The organism is Modicisalibacter radicis, assembly GCF_900961225.1.
Lineage (GTDB): Bacteria > Pseudomonadota > Gammaproteobacteria > Pseudomonadales > Halomonadaceae > Modicisalibacter.
On the sequence record NZ_CAAHFN010000131.1, the window covers coordinates 1 to 16,941 of the forward strand.

At 65.2% G+C, this 16,941-nt stretch carries 14 protein-coding genes; 7 read left to right on the top strand and 7 right to left on the bottom strand.

The window, feature by feature from the left end:
- Positions 1 to 216 precede the first annotated feature (216 nt).
- The gene (locus HR9077_RS20065) at positions 217 to 945 is read right to left on the bottom strand and encodes an SDR family oxidoreductase (RefSeq protein ID WP_136069073.1); all 729 of its coding nucleotides are present in this window, start codon (positions 943 to 945) and stop codon (positions 217 to 219) included.
- 174 nt (positions 946 to 1,119) lie between these two features.
- Here HR9077_RS20065 and HR9077_RS20070 point away from each other — a divergent pair, with 174 nt between their 5' ends.
- Positions 1,120 to 2,013, top strand: a complete 894-nt coding sequence (locus HR9077_RS20070; protein ID WP_136069074.1) for an AraC family transcriptional regulator — start codon at positions 1,120 to 1,122, stop codon at positions 2,011 to 2,013.
- A 93-nt stretch (positions 2,014 to 2,106) separates the two neighbouring features.
- On the opposite strand, the gene HR9077_RS20075 is transcribed toward HR9077_RS20070, so the two are convergent.
- Together HR9077_RS20075 and HR9077_RS20080 are read right to left on the bottom strand one after the other, a co-directional pair.
- On the bottom strand, positions 2,107 to 5,214 hold the full coding sequence (locus tag HR9077_RS20075) for an efflux RND transporter permease subunit (protein ID WP_136069075.1): 3,108 nt from the start codon (positions 5,212 to 5,214) through the stop codon (positions 2,107 to 2,109).
- Positions 5,211 to 6,359, bottom strand: a complete 1,149-nt coding sequence (locus HR9077_RS20080; RefSeq protein ID WP_210725990.1) for an efflux RND transporter periplasmic adaptor subunit — start codon at positions 6,357 to 6,359, stop codon at positions 5,211 to 5,213. The genes HR9077_RS20075 and HR9077_RS20080 overlap by 4 nt, the downstream gene beginning before the upstream one ends.
- Positions 6,360 to 6,605: 246 nt before the next feature.
- On the opposite strand from HR9077_RS20080, the gene HR9077_RS20085 reads away from it, so the two are divergent.
- The 4 genes from HR9077_RS20085 to HR9077_RS20100 all read left to right on the top strand — a co-directional run bounded on the left by HR9077_RS20085 (position 6,606) and on the right by HR9077_RS20100 (position 10,168).
- Entirely contained in the window at positions 6,606 to 7,424 is an 819-nt protein-coding gene (locus HR9077_RS20085) for a MipA/OmpV family protein (protein ID WP_136069077.1), read from the top strand.
- Positions 7,424 to 8,110: a response regulator transcription factor gene (locus HR9077_RS20090; RefSeq protein WP_136069078.1), complete on the top strand. Its 687-nt coding sequence runs from the start codon at positions 7,424 to 7,426 to the stop codon at positions 8,108 to 8,110. The genes HR9077_RS20085 and HR9077_RS20090 overlap by 1 nt, the downstream gene beginning before the upstream one ends.
- Positions 8,079 to 9,452, top strand: a complete 1,374-nt coding sequence (locus HR9077_RS20095) for a sensor histidine kinase (protein WP_136069079.1) — start codon at positions 8,079 to 8,081, stop codon at positions 9,450 to 9,452. Before HR9077_RS20090 ends, HR9077_RS20095 begins: the two co-directional genes overlap by 32 nt.
- A 176-nt stretch (positions 9,453 to 9,628) precedes the next feature.
- The gene (locus tag HR9077_RS20100; RefSeq protein WP_136069080.1) at positions 9,629 to 10,168 is read left to right on the top strand and encodes an isochorismatase family protein; all 540 of its coding nucleotides are present in this window, start codon (positions 9,629 to 9,631) and stop codon (positions 10,166 to 10,168) included.
- A gap of 72 nt (positions 10,169 to 10,240) precedes the next feature.
- Here HR9077_RS20100 and map read toward each other — a convergent pair whose 3' ends face one another.
- From map to HR9077_RS20125, 4 genes are all read right to left on the bottom strand, one after another.
- Positions 10,241 to 10,990, bottom strand: coding sequence for a type I methionyl aminopeptidase (gene map / locus HR9077_RS20105; RefSeq protein ID WP_136069081.1), 750 nt, complete (start codon positions 10,988 to 10,990; stop codon positions 10,241 to 10,243).
- Positions 10,991 to 11,427: 437 nt separating this feature from the next.
- Entirely contained in the window at positions 11,428 to 12,741 is a 1,314-nt protein-coding gene (locus HR9077_RS20115) for a PQQ-dependent sugar dehydrogenase (protein WP_136069082.1), read from the bottom strand.
- Positions 12,738 to 13,166: a DUF2231 domain-containing protein gene (locus HR9077_RS20120; protein WP_136069083.1), complete on the bottom strand. Its 429-nt coding sequence runs from the start codon at positions 13,164 to 13,166 to the stop codon at positions 12,738 to 12,740. The genes HR9077_RS20115 and HR9077_RS20120 overlap by 4 nt, the downstream gene beginning before the upstream one ends.
- Positions 13,167 to 13,383: 217 nt before the next feature.
- Positions 13,384 to 14,043, bottom strand: a complete 660-nt coding sequence (locus HR9077_RS20125) for a GntR family transcriptional regulator (protein ID WP_168381008.1) — start codon at positions 14,041 to 14,043, stop codon at positions 13,384 to 13,386.
- Between the two features lie 171 nt (positions 14,044 to 14,214).
- On the opposite strand from HR9077_RS20125, the gene HR9077_RS20130 reads away from it, so the two are divergent.
- Together HR9077_RS20130 and HR9077_RS20135 are read left to right on the top strand one after the other, a co-directional pair.
- Entirely contained in the window at positions 14,215 to 15,585 is a 1,371-nt protein-coding gene (locus tag HR9077_RS20130) for a glutamine synthetase family protein (RefSeq protein ID WP_136069085.1), read from the top strand.
- A 9-nt stretch (positions 15,586 to 15,594) separates the two neighbouring features.
- Positions 15,595 to 16,884 carry an NAD(P)/FAD-dependent oxidoreductase gene (locus tag HR9077_RS20135; RefSeq protein ID WP_136069086.1) on the top strand — a complete coding sequence of 430 codons (1,290 nt, stop codon included), beginning with the start codon at positions 15,595 to 15,597 and terminating at the stop codon, positions 16,882 to 16,884.
- The last annotated feature ends 57 nt before the right edge of the window (positions 16,885 to 16,941 follow it).

A 16,941-nucleotide genomic window follows, 5' to 3' on the forward strand; every position in this document is an offset into this window, starting at 1 on the left:
CGGGCATCTTCCAGTCGAACCTCGGCGGTGGCGGCAACGACGCCTACGCGGGCAACGCGAACCGCGGCGCCCTGGAGGCGGCCTTGCAAGGCAAGGTCCATGATGAGCTCGAACTCTACGCCGAGCGCGAACGGGCCTCGTTGCAAGCGGCGCTGCAGATGTTGCCGCGCTGACCCGGCTGTCCGGCCCTGGCGGCGGGGCATGCCCGCCGTCAGCTCAAGTGCTGCTGGCGCTAGGGCGAACGACGATCTCGTTCACGTCGACATCCCGGGGCTGTTCGATCGCGTAGCGAATGGCGCGCGCGATCGCGTCGGGCTTCAGGGCGATGGCCCGATAGGTGTTCATCGCCTCGGCGGCGACCGGATCGGTAATCGTCGAGGCGAGTTCGCTCTCCACCACGCCGGGGTGGATGCAGGTGACCCGGAGCTTGTCGTTTTCCTGCCGCAGGCCGTCGGAAATCGCACGGACGGCGAATTTCGTGGCGCAATAGACGGCTGCCGTCGGCACGACGCTCAAGGCGCCGACAGAGGCGATGTTGATGATGTGGCCCGCGCCCCGTTCGTTCATCTCGGGCAGCACGGCGGCGATGCCGTTCAACACGCCCTTGATGTTGACGTTGACCATCCGGTCCCATTCGTCGACCTTCATCGAGCTCATGAGAGACAGCGGCATGATGCCCGCGTTGTTGACGATGACGTCGACGCGCCCCCAGGCCTTGCGGGCGGCGTCGGCGAAGGCACGGACACTGTCGCGGTCGGTAACGTCGAGGGCGCGGGCGAGGGCGATGCCGCCGCTTGCCTCGATCTCCGCGGCAAGGTCACGAAGCCGGTCCATGCGTCGGGCACCCAGCATGACCCTGGCCCCCGCGCCACCCAGTTCGCGTGCGATACCCGCGCCGATACCGCTGGAGGCGCCCGTGATCAGAATCACTTTGTCGGAAAGCATCGTATAGTCTCCATTCCGTGTGTCGAGGTCGGCGGCCCTTGATTAAGCCGCAGACATCACTATCGGAGGAAAGGAGGGGCCGGCAGTAGTCCGTGTTTCCGGATTTCTTGCACGATTCTCCAAGCCGTCTACCCGGGGGTGGAAAAGCACAGCGGCCTGAAAAAGGATTGCGCCATGCAGGATCTTCACGAACTTTCCGGCCTCATCGAGCGTCATGCATCGGCTGACGGGGTGACCGCGACACCTGTTCCACGGGTCGCGCTCTTGCGCTCCAGCGCCCCGACCACGCCATTGCACACGCTGTACGACCCGTCCATCTGTCTTGTCGCGCAGGGGCGCAAGCGTGCCTGTCTCGCGGGTGTCGAATATCTTTACCGGGCCTGCGAATACCTCATCGTGGGCGTCGATCTGCCGGTCATCGGGGCCGTCATCGAAGCGAGCGCGAATGCGCCCTATCTCTGCTTCAAGCTGCAGCTGGACCGAAGCGTGCTCGTCGACATGCTGCCCGGCCAGCAGGGGGAGCGTTCCGGCCCGCCGATCTCGATCGCCCCGGCGACGCCGGAGCTGATCGATGCGGCCGTTCGGATGCTGCGATTGCTGGATACGCCCGACGATATCGGCGCCTTGGCGCCGCTGATCGAGCGCGAGATCCTGCATCGTCTGCTGAACGGGCCGCAGGGCGCCATCCTGCGCCAGATCGCCGTCGTCGAAAGCCGGCTTTCGCGAATGCGCGACGCCATCCAGTATCTCGCGGAGCATTTTCACGAGCCGTTTTCCGTCGAGGACCTGGCGGGGCGAGTGGGCATGAGCCTGTCGTCCTTCCATGATCAGTTTCGCCAGACGACGATGATGACCCCGCTCCAGTTCCGCAATCACCTGCGCTTTCAGGAAGTCCGCCGGCTCATGCTGAGCGAAGGGCTGAGCGCCGCCGAGGCCGGGTTTCGTGTGGGCTACGAGAGTCCCTCGCAACTCAGCCGCGATTATGCCCGGATACACGGCATGCCGCCGAAGCAGGATGTCGCGCGGCTGAAACGCCTGCTGACCGCCGAGGCGGCTGTCGGTGTATGAAGCAGGCGTGGCGGCGGGCAGGGATGATGCGCTGGCTCTTCTTCCTCTTTGCAAAATCCACTCTACAGCGTCAAGAGCGCCGTAAAACGGTGTTCATCGAAGCGGACTATCTGCTCGGCTGGGTACCGGATGCTTGCTGCCAAAGTGCCGGACAGTCCATTGCACGATGTCATCCACGTAGCTATACACCACCGGGATCACGAGCAGGCTCAGCAACGTCGAGGTGAGCAGGCCGCCGATCACGACGATCGCCATCGGCGCGCGGAAGCTGGGGTCGGCGCCCCAGCCGAGCGCGATCGGCAGCATGCCGGCGCCCATGGCGATGGTCGTCATCACGATCGGGCGGGCGCGCTTGCGGCAGGCGTCGATGATCGCGTCCCGGCGCGCCAAGCCATGATCGCGGCGGGCGATGACGATGTAGTCGATCAGCAGGATCGAGTTCTTGGTCGCAATGCCCATCAGCATGATCAGCCCGATCATCGAGGGCATCGACAGCGCCGAGCCCGTGACGAACAGTGCCAGGAAGGCGCCCGGGACCGAGAACACCAGCGCGGCCAGAATGGTCGCTGGCTGGACGAAGTCCTTCAGCAGCAGCACCAGCACCATGTAGATGCACAGCACGCCGGTCAGCATCGCCAGGCCGAAGCCGGACGCGAGCTCGTCCATCTCTTCGGCGTCACCGCTCGATGCCCGCGTCACCCCCGGCGGCAGTATCTGCAGACTGGGCAGCGCGAGTGCCGCCTGTTCCACCTCACCCAGCTCCCGGCCGTTCAATTCGACCTCGAAGTTGATGTTGCGCATGCGGTCGTATCGCGTGATCTGCGAAGGGCCGCTGCCGATTTCGAGGGTGGCGACGTTCTCCAGCGGTACCGCTCCACGCGCACCGGGTACCGGGAGCTGCTTGAGCGTCTGAAGGTCCTCGCGGGCGGCATCGGCGAGCCTGACGACGATGGGCACCTGGCGCTCGCTCAGGTTGAGCTTGGCGAGATCCTGGTCGTAGTCGCCCAGCGTGGCGACGCGCAGTGTTTCGGCGATCGCCGCCGAGGTGACGCCCAGGTCGGCGGCGCGCGCGAAATCGGGCCGCACGAGAAGTTCGGGGCGTGCCAGGCCCGCGCTCGAGATGACCGCGCCGATGCCGGGAATCGTGCGCAATTCGCGCTCCACCCGCTGCGCATGCTGCTCGAGTATTCGGCTGTCTTCGCCGGCGAGTACCAGCTCATAATTCTCGCTCGAGTCGCCCTCGCCGACGTTCACGCGCACGCCGGGCAGCGTTGCAAGCTCATCGCGGAACTGTGCCTCGATCGCCTGTCTTTTCAAGCCCGGGCGGTCGTCGCGGTGGGTCAGGTTTATCGTCAGCACGGCGGTGCGGACATCAGCGCCTGAAGCGCCCGCCGACTCGGTCGGATCGTCGCCTGAGTTGCCCGCGCCGATCGCCGTGTAGACCCTTTTCACGTGCTCGTGGTGCTGGAGAATGTTCCGCGCCCGTTCGGTGAGCGAGAGCGTGTCGCGCAGCTTGCTGCCGGGCGGCAGCGTGAGGGTCACCTGGGTTTGCGAATTGTCTTCGGGGGGAATGAAGGCACCGGGAAGCGTCGCGGCGATCGCCAGCCCGCCGACGAAGAAAGCCGAGGAGCCGACGATCACCAGCAGGCGATGGCGCAGGCACCAGCGCGCCCCCGCCAGGTAGACACTCATCCAGCGCGGCTCGCGCTTGGCGTGCGGCTTCGGCGCACGCAGCAGGTAGGCCGCCATCATCGGCGTCAGCAGGCGGGCGACGACCAGCGAGAAGAACACCGCGGTCGCCGCCGTCCAGCCGAACTGCACGAAGAACTTGCCGACGATGCCGCTCATGAACGCCGTCGGCAGGAACACCGCGATCAACGCGAAGGTGGTCGCGACGACCGCCAGGCCTATCTCGGCGGCGGCATCCATCGCCGCCTGGTAGGGCCTCTTGCCCATCAGCAGGTGGCGCTCGATGTTCTCGACCTCGACGATGGCGTCGTCGACCAGGATGCCGATCACCAGTGACAGCGACAGCAGCGTCACGATGTTGATCGTGAAGCCCATCAGGTACATCGCCGCGAAGGTGGGGATCGCCGACAGCGGCAACGCGACCGCCGCCACGAAGGTCGCCCGCCAGTCGCGCAGGAACAGGAACACCACCAACACCGCCAGCGCCGCCCCCTCGTAGAGCAGCCACATCGAGCCCTGGTAGTTCTCGACGACGGGGTCGACGAGGTTGAGCGCCTCGGTGACGGTGACGTCGGGGTGCCTTGCCTTCAGCTCATCGAGCGCGGCGCGCGCCCCTTCGGCGACCTCGATCTCGCCGAAACCCCGCGCACGCGCGATCTCGAAGCCGACCACCGGTTCGCCGTTCAGGAGTGCGGCCGAACGTGGTTCGGCGACCGTGTCGGAGACGGCGGCCACCCGGCCGAGCTTGATGCTTCGGCCGTCGCCCAGGGTGATGTCGAGATCGGCCAATTGCTCGGCGGTCTGCACGGTGGCGATCGTGCGCACGGAATGCTCGGCATCGCCGAGATCGACACGCCCGCCCGACGCCTCCTGCTGCACCTGGCTCAGCTGTTGCGAGATGTCCGCCGCCGTCGTGCCCAGTGAGAACACCCGCGCCGGATCGAGATCGATATGCACCTCGCGGGTGACGCCGCCGACCCGCGAGACGGCGCCGACGCCAGGGACCGCGAGCAGGGTCCGGCTGAGCGTGTCGTCGACGAACCACGATAGCGCCTCGTCGTCCATGCGCGACGAGGCGACCGTATAGGTCAGGATCGGCCTGCCGGAGAATTCCACCTTCTCGATCACCGGGTCGCGCAGGTCGGCCGGAAGGTCGGCGCGTACGCGGGCGACGGCGTCGCGAACGTCGTCGAGGGCCTCCTGCAGCGGCTTCTCGAGGCGAAACTCGACCGTGACGATCGCGTTGCCGTCGGTCAGGGTGCTCGTGATGTGATCGACCCCCTGCATCGTCGCGATCGAATCCTCGATCCTGCGCACCACATCGGTTTCGAGCTGCGCGGGCGAGGCGCCGGGTAGCGAAACCGTCACGCTGACTGCGGGTATCTCGACGTCGGGGAATTCCTGGATCTTCATCGTGTGAAAGGCCATCAGGCCGGCGAATGTGAGCACGATGAACAGCAGCACGACCGGGGTGGGATTGCGGATCGACCAGGCGGAAACGTTGAGGTTCATGGCGTTTCCTCTGCTCGGTTCATGGCATCCAGCGATGATGGATCCTCGACCACGCGAACCAGATCGCCATCGCCGAGGAAGGCGCCTCCGGAGGCGACCACTGGAGCCGACGCCTCGATGCCGCCGGCGATCTCGATGCGCTCTCCCACACGCCGGCCCGTCGTCACCTTGGTCTGTACGACCCGGGAGTCCGTGCCGAGACGCATCACGTAGCTGAAGCCGTCACGCAGCAGCACCGCGCTTTGCGGCAGGGTCATGGCCCGGCTTGTGCCGAGTTCGAACTCACCGCGTGCGAACATGCCCGCCCGAGCGACGTCGCTTGCCGGTAGATCGACATAGACCGTGCCGTTCCGGGTGGATACGTCCACGAGCGGAGCGATCGTGCGTACACGCCCCTCCAACTCGCCGCCTCCCGGCAGGGTGAGCCTGGCGACCTGACCGGGTTGCAGCTTGGCGAGGTCGGACGCTGCGACTTCCGCGCGCCATTCGAGCCGGCCACCCCGGACCAGTCGGAACAGTTCCTGACCGGCGGGAAGCACCGCGCCGAGCGTGGCACTGCGGGACGAAATCACGCCATCGTCGGGGGCGAGAACCTGGGTCTGGGCCATGCGCAGCTGCTGCGTCCTTTCGTCCGCCTGCGCTGCCTCCAGGCGTGCCTGCGCGGTGCGCTCCGAGGTGAGGTATTGTTGGATCTGCTGCGCCGTCATCGCGCCGCTCGCCTGCAACTTGCGGGCGCGCTGTGCGTTCTCCCTGGCTTCGGCCAGTGCAGCCTCGGCCTCGGCGACGGCGGCGCGGCTCCGCGCGAGTTCGGCGCTGACCATGTCGGATGCGAAAGTGGCAAGCACCTGGCCGCGCCGGACGACATCGCCGACGTTGACCTCGACGCTGGCCAGACGCAGGCCGTCCGTCTCGTTGCCGATGATGGCCTCCTGCCAGGCCATGATGTTGCCATTGGCGGGTAGCCGGATCGGCAGCGTGGCGGGGCGTAGTGTCGTGACCGCCACGCTCAGGGCGGGCTGCGTGACCGTCGCTGTGGCCTGCTCTTCACCTGCGGCGTCGCGGGTGGCATGCAGAGTCCATGCGACAGCGACGAACAGGATCGCAGCGATCACCACGGCGGCCGCGAATGCGCGTAGTCTACTCATCATTGCGCTCCCTGCTTGTCACGCAGCATTGCCGAGCACCGGCGGGACAAGAAGGCAACGGGAATGAAACCGGGGTATGAAATCATGCGGTGTCCTCGTCTCTCATGGGACGGGACTATCCGGCAATGCGTCTTGCGGAAGACTTACCGGCAGCTCGCAGCGATCGATAGACTTTCGGTAAGTTCCCAGTAAGAGGGCGGCTGCGAAAGTGGAGCTGTATCTTTCAACATCATGCGAGAAAACCTCATGCCTCTATCGTACCTGCCTGCCTCGATCTTCCCTGGTTCCGCCTCGCGCAAGGCGGCCGTATCAATGCTTGCCGTCGGGCTCTGCGCACCGATGACGACCTTCGCCGGGGAGCCGGCCGAGGACGGGTCGACATCCTGGGCGCTGGGCCTCGGCGTGATGAGCGAGCAGGAGCCTTACACCGATATCGATCGGGAAAACACCCCGGTACCGTTGCTCGAGGTCGAGAACCGCTACATCCATCTGTTCGGCCCGCAGATCGAATTCAAGCTGCCGAGTGTCGATATCAATGACTCCCAAGCGCTCAACTTCGGCATCGTCGCCGAGTACGATGAAAGCGGCTACGAGGAGGGCGACGCCGATATCCTCGATGACATGAGCGATCGCGATGGTGGCTTCTGGGCGGGCGCCAAGATGGAGTGGGAAAGCGAGCTGTTCGAGGTCAGCGCCGAATGGCTCGCCGACGTCTCCGGCAACAGCGACGGACAGCGCTTCGATCTTGGCCTGGAGAGGACGTGGCAATTCGGTGAACACGTGATGCTCACTCCGCGCCTAGGGGCTACTTGGCATGACGATAAGTACATTGACTATTATTTCGGGGTACGCGACAGCGAGGCCCGCGCTGGCCGTCCCGCCTACTCGGGAGAGTCCGGCGTCAGCACCGAGCTGGGCGTGCGTGGCGCCTATCGGTTCAATAGCCGCCATGCCGTGCTCATGGATGTCGAGGTGACGAGCCTCGCTGACGAAATCAAGGACAGCCCGCTGGTGGATCGCTCGACCACCAACGCCGTGTTCGTTGGCTATATCTACAGTTTCTGATGAGCCGAGTACTTCTGATCGAGGACCATGACCGGCTGGCCGGGCTGGTGTGCAAGGGGCTGGCGGCCGCCGGCATCGCCGTCGATGTGGCCGGCCGCATCGACACCGCCTGGGCGGCCATCCAGCAGATGCCCTATCAGGGCTTGATCCTAGATCGAGGGTTGCCGGACGGTGACGGCCTCATCCTGCTGCAGAAGATGCGCCACGCCGGTCTTGGCGTGCCGTGCCTGGTGCTGACGGCACGCGATGCGCTGCATGACCGCGTGGCGGGCCTCGAAGCCGGCGCCGACGACTATCTGCCCAAGCCGTTCGCCATGGACGAGATGGTAGCGCGCGTGCGGGCCTTGCTGCGCCGCCCCGTGGCACTCCACGCGCTCGATCCCAGTCACGACGACCTGACGCTGCGTTCCGAGACCGGCGTGCTGTGCAGCGGCGAAGAGAGCGTCACCCTGGCCCCGGCGGAACTGCACATCATGCAACTGCTCTTGCACAAGCACGATGAGGTCGTGCGGCGCGGCGCGCTGGAAGCGGCGGCCTGGGGGCTGAGCGAGGCGGTCACGCCCAACGCCCTGGACGTGGCCCTGCATCGACTACGTCGCAAGCTGCTCGCCATCGGATCGCGCCAGCGGATCGTCAACGTCAGAGGGCTGGGGTATGCGCTTCGCGAAGGTGATGCCACTGAATAGTCTGCGATTCAAGGTCCTGCTGGCCTATGTGGCGGGCCTGGTGCTCAGCATCACGCTGCTCGTGATCGCGGCGACTGCGTTGCTGCAGAGCAACTTGCTGGCGCGGATGGACCTGGCCGATGCGGCCGAGGGGCTGGTGGACAATGTCCAGTTCGACAGTCGCGGTCGGCCCGTCGGCTTCGACGCCAGCATGAACGACCGCGCCTGGCTGTACGAAGGCCCGCAGAGTGAAACGGCCTATCGGATACTGGATGACGCCGGGAACGTGGCCGTCTTTTCGAGCGCAGGAGAGGCGTTCTGGCCGGTCGACGGCGATCCTCAGCGATTGGCGCGGGGCAACTTCACCTTCGAGCATGAGGGAAAGACCTACTACGGCGCCACACAGCCCCTCGCGCATGAGGGGCGAAGGTGGTATCTGCAATTCGCGGTCAGTGCGAGGTTCCTGGATGTCGTCTATATCGTGGCCTTGCCGCAGGTGGTCGCTGGCGTGGCGGTGTTCAGCGTCGTCTTGTTCGTCGCCTTCGGGTTGTGTGCCTATATCACCCTGCGCTATACCCTCAAGCCGTTGCGCGACGTCTCGGAGTCCGCGGCGGCCATCTCGCCGCGTTCGATCAACGCCCGACTGAAGACGGACGCGGTGCCCGCGGAGATCACGCCGCTCGTCGACAGCTTCAATCGCGCCCTGGAGCATCTCGAACGGGGCTATCGCGTGCAGCAGGAGTTTCTTGCCAACGCGGCACACGAATTGAAGACGCCACTGGCGTTGATCCGTGCCCAGATCGAGTTGAGAGAGGATGCCGGGAACGACCGCGACTCGCTGTTGAGCGACGTCGAATACATGACGCGGCAGGTTCAGCAGCTTCTGCTCCTGGCCGAAGCGAGCGAGGCGCACAACTATAGCTTTGCCGTCGTTTCGGTGCAGGAGATCGCCCACGAGGCTGCCGCCTACCTGCAGCGCATGGCCGAATCAGCCGACGTGCACCTGACGGTGCGCGCTGTCGGGGACGTGAAGTGGAGGGCCGATCGCGCCGCCTGCTTCACCCTGCTGAAGAACCTGCTGGAAAACGCCATTCAGCATGCGCCGGCCAAGACATCGGTCTGCGTGGAGATCCAGGGCGAGACGATAACGGTGCGGGACAGGGGGCCGGGTGTTGATGTCGCACAACTTCCCCTGTTGTCCGAGCGGTTCTGGCGTGCCGCGCATCGGCGAGATATCGGGGCCGGACTCGGCCTGTCGATTTGCCAGGAGATCGCTTCGGCGCATGGCTGGCTGCTGGCGGCCGAACGGGCCGAGCCGGGGCTGAGGTTCCGGGTGTCGAATGGAAAGGGGGCAGCGACCTAGCATGCACTGCCAGAATGGCACGTGCAGTTTGTCGATCGTCGTCATGGCCTGATACCGGGCGACCAGCCGCTGTCTGGAGTCACCGGCCCGCGGTGGTTGAACGATTTCAATATGCAGGCTATTTGTCCTTGGCAGCCTGCTCCCTCTAGCCCATCCGAAAACGAACCGGAAACGATATGCCAACGTTATGCGATGCTGCGCGCTCCGTGCTAATCCTCGTCGACTTTCAGGAAGGGCTGTTGCCGGTTATCCAAGAGGGCGAGGCCGTCGTCGAGCGAGCGGTGATTCTCGCCAGGGCGGGGAGAGAACTGGGCGTACCCGTCCTGGCGACCGAACAGAATCCCGAAGGCCTGGGCGCGAACCATCCCCGGATTCGTCAGACGAGCGATCGCACGCTGGCCAAGACCTGCTTCGATGCCAGCAGCCAGCCCGGCTTCTTGTCCAATATCGAGCCGCATCGGGACGAGCTGATCGTTGCGGGTTGTGAAGCCCATGTCTGCGTACTGCAGACCGCACTCGGGCTAATCGAGCACGGCTACCGCGTCCGGCTGGTGGCAGATGCCGTTGGCTCACGGCGCTCGTCGGACCGGGAGCTGGCAATCGCTAGAGCCGGGGCCGCCGGTGCCACGGTGGTGACGAGTGAAATGGTTATCTTCGAATGGATGCGGCATAGCGAGCACCCGGCATTCCGCTCGGTGCTACGACTCGTGAAGTGAGGGATACCGACGCGATTCCTGGTCGCTCGGCTCGACATGCCAGTGATTGGCTTCCAGGCGAACGGAGGGGGATCACCCCGGCAGTGTAACGACGATGGCCCTGCGCTCCGTGGCGACGACCGTGTGCTCATACTGCACGACGGGGGCACGGGGCTCGCTGTAGAGTGTCCATCCGTCATCCCCTTCGGCGGCCCGGAGCCCGCCCCTGGACAGGAACGGCTCGACGGTCAGCACGAGCCCCTTGTTGATACGCCGCTTGTCGCCCCGGGTGGGCCAGGTCGCGATCTCTTGGGGATATTCGTGCAGCGATCGACCCACACCGTGGCTGGCGAGATTGCGGATCAGCGTGTAGCCCCGCTCCGAGGCAAAGCGCCCGATGGCCTTGCCGATGCCCGCCAGCGGCTTGTCGCTGCCGACCCTGGCAATGCCGATCTGCATGGCGCGCTTGCCGTCATGGCAGAGACGCTCCAGCGCGGGATCCACCGGCGCGACACGATAGGTAGACCCGGTATCCGCGAAATAGCCGTTCTTCGAGGCCGATACGTCGATGTTGACTAGGTCGCCCGGCGCGATGACTCTCTCGCCCGGGATGCCGTGGGCGATCTGCTCGTTGACGCTGATGCAGGTCGTTCCCGGAAAGCCGTAGCAGGATTGCGGCGCCGACACGGCGCCCTCACGCTCCAGTAGCGCCTTGCCGATCTCATCCAGCTCCCGCGTCGTCATGCCGGGCTCCATCGCCTTCGCCATGGCGCGCATGGTGTTGGCGACGATACGGCCGATTTCCTTCAGCCCGTCCAGTTCGGCTTGCTTGGTGATCGTCATTCTGCGGTCTCTTTCGAAGTCGAAGCCAGTTTACCGGCTAACGCCGGGGATGTGCCGTAAAAACCGTCATCGTCGCGAGCCGGGCCGGCGGTTGGCCTCGGGGTACTGCATCATGATCATGGCGGTGATCGCGCATTTCCATTGCTGAAGTGAAGCGCCGGAATACAGGATAGGCAGGGTGCCGCCCGGGACTGATCCGGTGTCATTCAACAAGCGGGCTCGGGCGGTGCGCGCAAGGGCGCGCTCAGCTGCACGGTGAAAGGTGAACGCGTCATCATCAAGGGGCGTGTTGCGCCTTACCTGAAGGGTATGCTGACGCTGCCCGATTCACTACAGGCTCGGTAGCGTTACTGCCTCGAACGCCCTCATCGGCTTCTGCGCCAAGCCAGCGAGATGACGCGGCGCGTCATCTCGCTGTTCGCTTCACGCCATGCAATTCACTGCTCGCCCTCCCGCGTCACTCGCCAGATGGTGTTGGCAAGATCGTCGGCGATGATGACGGCGCCGTCCGGGGCGACGGTAACGCCGACGGGCCGGCCGCGCGTTCTGCTGTCGCTGGTGAGAAATCCGGTCACGAAATCGATGGGATCGCCGTCAGGTCGGCCGTTGCTGAAAGGCACGAAGACGACCTTGTAGCCGACGGGATCGGAGCGGTTCCAGCTGCCATGCTCGCCGATGAACACACCTTCCGTGAAGTCGCCGCCCACGGCGGGTGTGGCGAAGTCGAGGCCGAGCGGGGCGACGTGCGAACTCAGGCTGTAGTCGGGCATGATCGCCGACGCCACCTTTTCGGGTTTCTGCGGACGCACGCGCGGGTCGACATGCTGCCCCCAGTAACTATAGGGCCAGCCGTAGAAACCGCCTTCCTGCACGGCGGTGAGGTAGTCGGGGACCAGGTTCGGTCCAAGTTCGTCGCGCTCGTTGACCACCGTCCAGAGCTGATCCGTGTCCGGCTGGATGGTCAGCGCCGTGGGGTTGCGCAGACCGGTCGCGTAAGGCTTGTGCGCGCCGGTCTCGGCGTCGATCTGCCAGATCTCGGCCCGGTCGACCTCCGCCGCCATGCCGCGCTCGGTGATGTTGCTGTTGGAACCGATGCCGACATAGAGAAATTGCCCGTCGGCGCTCGCGGTCAGCGACTTGGTCCAGTGGTGGTTGATCCGCGAGGGGAGCTGCGCGACCACCTCCGGCGGGCCACTGGCCTGGGTCTGGCCCCGCTGGTAGTCGAACTGCACCAGCGCATCCTGATTGGCGACATACAGAGCGTCGTCCACCAGGGCGAGCCCGTACGGCGCGTTCAAGTTGTCGGCGAAAACCAGCTGATTCTCATAGGTGCCGTCATCGTTGCTGTCGCGCAGCAGGGTCAAGCGATCGCCGCTCTCGACCGAGGCGCTGCCTTGCGACTGGATAATGCCGGCAATGAAGTCCTTCGGCCTGGATTTCGGGGCATTGCCGCCGCCTTTGCCTTCGGCCACCAGGATGTCGCCGTTGGGCAGCACCAGTGTCTGGCGCGGTATCTTCAGGTCGGTGGCGATGGCCGTGATCGTGAAGCCGTCGGGCACCGTCGGTTTCCGGTCGCCCCATGGCGCCGGCTCGGGCACCGTCATGTCGGGCAGCAGCCCTCGCTGCGGCTCGGGCAGGGTCGGGTCGGCCCCGTACTGGCGTTGCGACTCGGCGGCTTGGGCGATTCCGGCGGCCAGAACAATCGACAGGCTCGAGAGAGAGGCGGCATGACGGATGCTGGAAAGCTTCATTTCCGACCTCCGGTTTCACGGCTGGCAAACCCGATCCAGATCGCGGCAAACGCGAGTACCGCAACGACCATCGAGAGCACGAAACCCGTGGGCATCATGCCCCAGGCATCCCTGGCATGAACCAGGGCATTGACGAAGCTCAGTATCCAGGTCACCAGCAGCAGCACGAAATAGGCGACGGCAAGACCGCGGCTAGCGGCGGGGCGGAATATTCCGATGAGAGCGGCTATCAGTGCGAAGCCGTTGAAGACGAGGCCGCCGGCGATCAGCCAGGAGGCGAAATGGCTCCACTGGACGTTGTAACTCGTCGAGTAGGCGTAATCGCTCAACGCGGCGCCCAGAAAGAGCGGGAAGGCTCCGGCGAGTAGTAGGCCATGAAATGGATTCTGCCCGCTCCGAGCCGGTCGTTCGGCAGTGGCGACCATGGCAAGCTCCTTTTGCTGATCAAGCGAAGACGCGCCGCCGGGGTGGCTGGGGTCTTCTCCTGGCGGTCCATTCGGCTGGAGTGTAGTCGACGCGTTGAGCATCCAACAAAGTGCCGTGCGATTCGCTCCAGGCGCTGGTGCCTGCAATGTATCGGCCAGTGGACCGGCATGCGCTCCGAGCCACTTTCTTGCGGAAGCAGGCTTGCGGAAGTACGCGCTATCCCAGCAGCATCATGCCTTGTTCGATATCGGCAGCGATCGCCCGACAGAAAGCCTCGCGATCGTCGCGTTTGAGCGCCTCGGTCACTTCGCGATGATGATCGTCGGCGATGCTCGACGCTCCCCAGCGCATGCAGATGTAGCGCATGCTTGGCCCGTACTGCAGCCAGAGGATCTCGACCAGCGGCAACAGCACCCGCGAGTGGCTGAGGCGGTAGATATGGAAGTGGAACTGGTAGTTGCCGCGCATGTAACGCACGAGATCGCCCTGTTCGATGGCGGCGTTGATCCCGGCGTCGATTCGCTCCAGGGCCTCGATATCGGCAGCGGCGATGTTGACGAATGCCTGGCGCGAGATTTCGGTTTCCAGGTTCTGGCGCGCATACAGCACTTCGTGGAAGCGCTCGCGGCTCAACTCGGGGACGATGATCTTGCGGCTGTCGGAGAACACCAGTGCTCCCTCCGTGACCAGCCAGCGCACTGCCTCCCGTGCCGGCATGGCACTGGTGCCGTATTCCGCGGCTATACGCCGGATCGAGATCACCTCGCCGGGCGAGAAGTCTCCCTCGCATAACCGCACGCGCAAGGCCCGGTGCAGGCGGGTCGAAGCGGTGTCGGGCGAAAACGCATCGCGATGGGCGGTCACTGCTGTGGTCATGCCGTTGGCCATTGTCATTTCGCTTGTTGCGGGTCAGCGGTGCTGGCTAGGCAGCCTATCCTAACTCAGCCACGCGATCACGACGCCTTGTGAGCATTGCAGGCCTTTGCTAGTGTGATCACACGCGTGTGATCACACTGACTCCTAACAATACAATAGCGAGAGCGATCCATGTCGCAACCTTCACCCTCGCATGCCGTTCACGATGCCGAGCGCCTCAACGGACACGCTGCCAGTCAGCGGATCGACGTGCTCTGTGTCGACATGAACGGCATCCCGCGCGGCAAGTGGGTACCCGCCGCGCAGCTCGACAAGGTGCTGGCCGGGCAGGTTCGCCTGCCGCTTTCGACCCAGTCGCTGGATATCTGGGGCGAGGACAACGATGCCCTCACCGGGCTATCGCAGTCCATCGGCGACCCGGATGGCGTCTGCCGCGCAGACGAGCGCACCTTGTCCCCGCTACCGTGGGCCAACGGTCATCAGGTTCTCGCCACCCTGCACGACCTGGACGGCACACCGAGTTTCATGGATCCGCGTGCCATCCTGAGCGCCGTGACCGAGCGATTCCGCAAGCACGGCTGGACGCCGGTGGTCGCCATCGAGCTGGAGTTCTACCTGCTCGACGCCAGTGAACGGCAGGCACTGAGACTCATGCCGCCTGCCTCGCTGTGTCCTGGTGGCGTGCCCCGGGGGCAGCAACTCTATGAAATGGACGCGATGGAATCGCTGAGCGAGGTGCTCGGCACCATCCGCGCCTTTGCCGAGGCCCAGCAGATACCGGCGGACACCTTGATCGCCGAGTTCGGCCCCGGTCAGTATGAGGTCAATCTGTGGCACCGCCCGGATGCCCTGGCCGCCGCCGACGATGCGCTCTGCTTCAAGCGCCTGGTGGCTCAGGCCGCCAAGCGCCACGGACTGGCCAGCACTTTCATGGCCAAGCCCTACACCGAGCAGGCGGGGTCTGGCATGCACCTGCATATCAGCGTGATCGACGATGCCGGGAACAACGTCCTGGACGAAGCCAACGGCGCCGGGCATCTCGAGACCGCCATCGGGGGCGTGATGAGCAGTCTGCTCGATGCCCAGGCGATCCTCGCCCCACACGCCAATTCCTATCGGCGCTTTCAGCCGGACTGCTTCGCACCGATCGAGTGCAACTGGGGCCGCGACCATCGCGGCGCGGCGGTGCGCGTACCGGAATGGCGCGGTTCCGGCGCGCGACTGGAACATCGCGTGGCCGGCGCCGACGCCAACCCCTACCTGGTTGCCGCGGCACTGCTCGGCGGTGTCCTGCAGGGGCTCGAGCAACGCATCGTGCCGCCGCCCGCCATCGAGGACGAAGCCAGCTCGCCGCAGCGTCCCGAGTGCCTCACCCACGACTGGCTCGCCGCCATCGAGCGCTTCGCCGTCTCGCCGGCCATGGCCGACATCTTCGGCGCCGAGTATCGCGATCTCTACGCCAAGGTGAAGCGACACGAGGCCCAGCGCACGTTGGCCATGGTCACCGACATCGATCGCCAGATCTATCTCACTCGGTTCTAAGGAGAAGACATGAACCAGGCACGCTGCGCTTCCTACTATGCCGCGTCGATCGTCGAGGAGTCCGACTATCCGCGCCTGGAAGGCGAGCACCGGGTCGACGTGGCGATCGTCGGCGGCGGCTTCACCGGCGTGGCCACCGCGGTGGAGCTGGCCGAGCGCGGCTACCGCGTCGCCGTCGTCGAGGCTCACAAGATCGGCTGGGGCGCCAGCGGGCGCAACGGCGGCCAGGTCACCGGCAGCCTCTCCGGGCAGGACGCCATGGCCCGGCAGATGCCGCGCACGCTGGGCGACGCCGCCGGCGACTTCGTCTGGAACCTGCGCTGGCGGGGCCATCGAATCATCCGCGAACGCGTCGCGAAGTACGCCATTGCCTGCGATCTCAAGCACGGCCACCTGCAGGCAGCCTACAAGCCCGGCCACATCAAGGCGTTGCGCCAGGATTTCGAGGAGTCCAAGCGCCATGCCATCGGCGAGCACATCCATTGGCTGGACGGGGACGCGGTGCGCGACGTGATCGGCACCGGGCTCTACCACGGCGCGATCCGCAACGATTACAACATGCACCTGCACCCGCTGAACCTGTGTCTCGGCGAGGCGCGTGCCGCGGCAAGCCAGGGCGCGCTGATCTTCGAGCGCTCGCCGGTGGTGCGCATCGATCACGGCGAACGCCCCGCCGTGATCGGCGAGCATGGCCGCGTCAGGGCGGACAGCGTGATCCTCGCCGGCAACGCCTATCACCGCCTCGAGCGCAAGCAGCTGAAGGGCAAGTTGTTTCCGGCATCGCTGGGCATCGTCACCACCGCTCCGCTGTCGGACGAGCAGGTCCAGGCAATCAACCCGGAGGACCTGGCCGTCTACGACACTCGCTTCGTGCTCGACTACTACCGCCTGACCGCCGACAAGCGACTGCTGTTCGGCGGCGGCGCCAACTACTCGGGCCGCGATTCGGAGGACATCGCTTCTGAGCTGCGCCCGCGCCTGGCGCACACCTTCCCTCGGTTGAAGAACATCGCCATCGATTTTCAGTGGCAGGGCATGGCGGGCATCGTCATCAACCGGGTTCCCCAGCTCGGCAAGCTCTCCGACAACGTCTACTACGCCCAGGGCTACTCCGGCCACGGCATCGCCACCTCGCACATCGTCGGCGAGATCATGGCCAACGCCGTGGCCGGCAGCCTCGAGGAGTTCGATGCCTTCGCCAAGGTCCGCCATATCCGCGTTCCGCTCAACGAGCGGCTGGGCAATGCCCTGCTGGCCACCGGCATGTGGTATTACCAGCTGCTCGAGAAGCTGAGATAGCAGCTCTTCCCCGTCATTCACACAGTGCACAACAACAATTCACTAAGGTGAAACACG

Coding starts and splice junctions, on each gene's coding strand:
- HR9077_RS20065 (WP_136069073.1), bottom strand. CDS start 945: ATGCTTTCCGACAAAGTGATTCTGATCACGGGCGCCTCCAGCGGTATC.
- HR9077_RS20070 (WP_136069074.1), top strand. CDS start 1,120: ATGCAGGATCTTCACGAACTTTCCGGCCTCATCGAGCGTCATGCATCG.
- HR9077_RS20075 (WP_136069075.1), bottom strand. CDS start 5,214: ATGAACCTCAACGTTTCCGCCTGGTCGATCCGCAATCCCACCCCGGTC.
- HR9077_RS20080 (WP_210725990.1), bottom strand. CDS start 6,359: ATGAGTAGACTACGCGCATTCGCGGCCGCCGTGGTGATCGCTGCGATC.
- HR9077_RS20085 (WP_136069077.1), top strand. CDS start 6,606: ATGCCTCTATCGTACCTGCCTGCCTCGATCTTCCCTGGTTCCGCCTCG.
- HR9077_RS20090 (WP_136069078.1), top strand. CDS start 7,424: ATGAGCCGAGTACTTCTGATCGAGGACCATGACCGGCTGGCCGGGCTG.
- HR9077_RS20095 (WP_136069079.1), top strand. CDS start 8,079: ATGCGCTTCGCGAAGGTGATGCCACTGAATAGTCTGCGATTCAAGGTC.
- HR9077_RS20100 (WP_136069080.1), top strand. CDS start 9,629: ATGCCAACGTTATGCGATGCTGCGCGCTCCGTGCTAATCCTCGTCGAC.
- map (WP_136069081.1), bottom strand. CDS start 10,990: ATGACGATCACCAAGCAAGCCGAACTGGACGGGCTGAAGGAAATCGGC.
- HR9077_RS20115 (WP_136069082.1), bottom strand. CDS start 12,741: ATGAAGCTTTCCAGCATCCGTCATGCCGCCTCTCTCTCGAGCCTGTCG.
- HR9077_RS20120 (WP_136069083.1), bottom strand. CDS start 13,166: ATGGTCGCCACTGCCGAACGACCGGCTCGGAGCGGGCAGAATCCATTT.
- HR9077_RS20125 (WP_168381008.1), bottom strand. CDS start 14,043: ATGACCACAGCAGTGACCGCCCATCGCGATGCGTTTTCGCCCGACACC.
- HR9077_RS20130 (WP_136069085.1), top strand. CDS start 14,215: ATGTCGCAACCTTCACCCTCGCATGCCGTTCACGATGCCGAGCGCCTC.
- HR9077_RS20135 (WP_136069086.1), top strand. CDS start 15,595: ATGAACCAGGCACGCTGCGCTTCCTACTATGCCGCGTCGATCGTCGAG.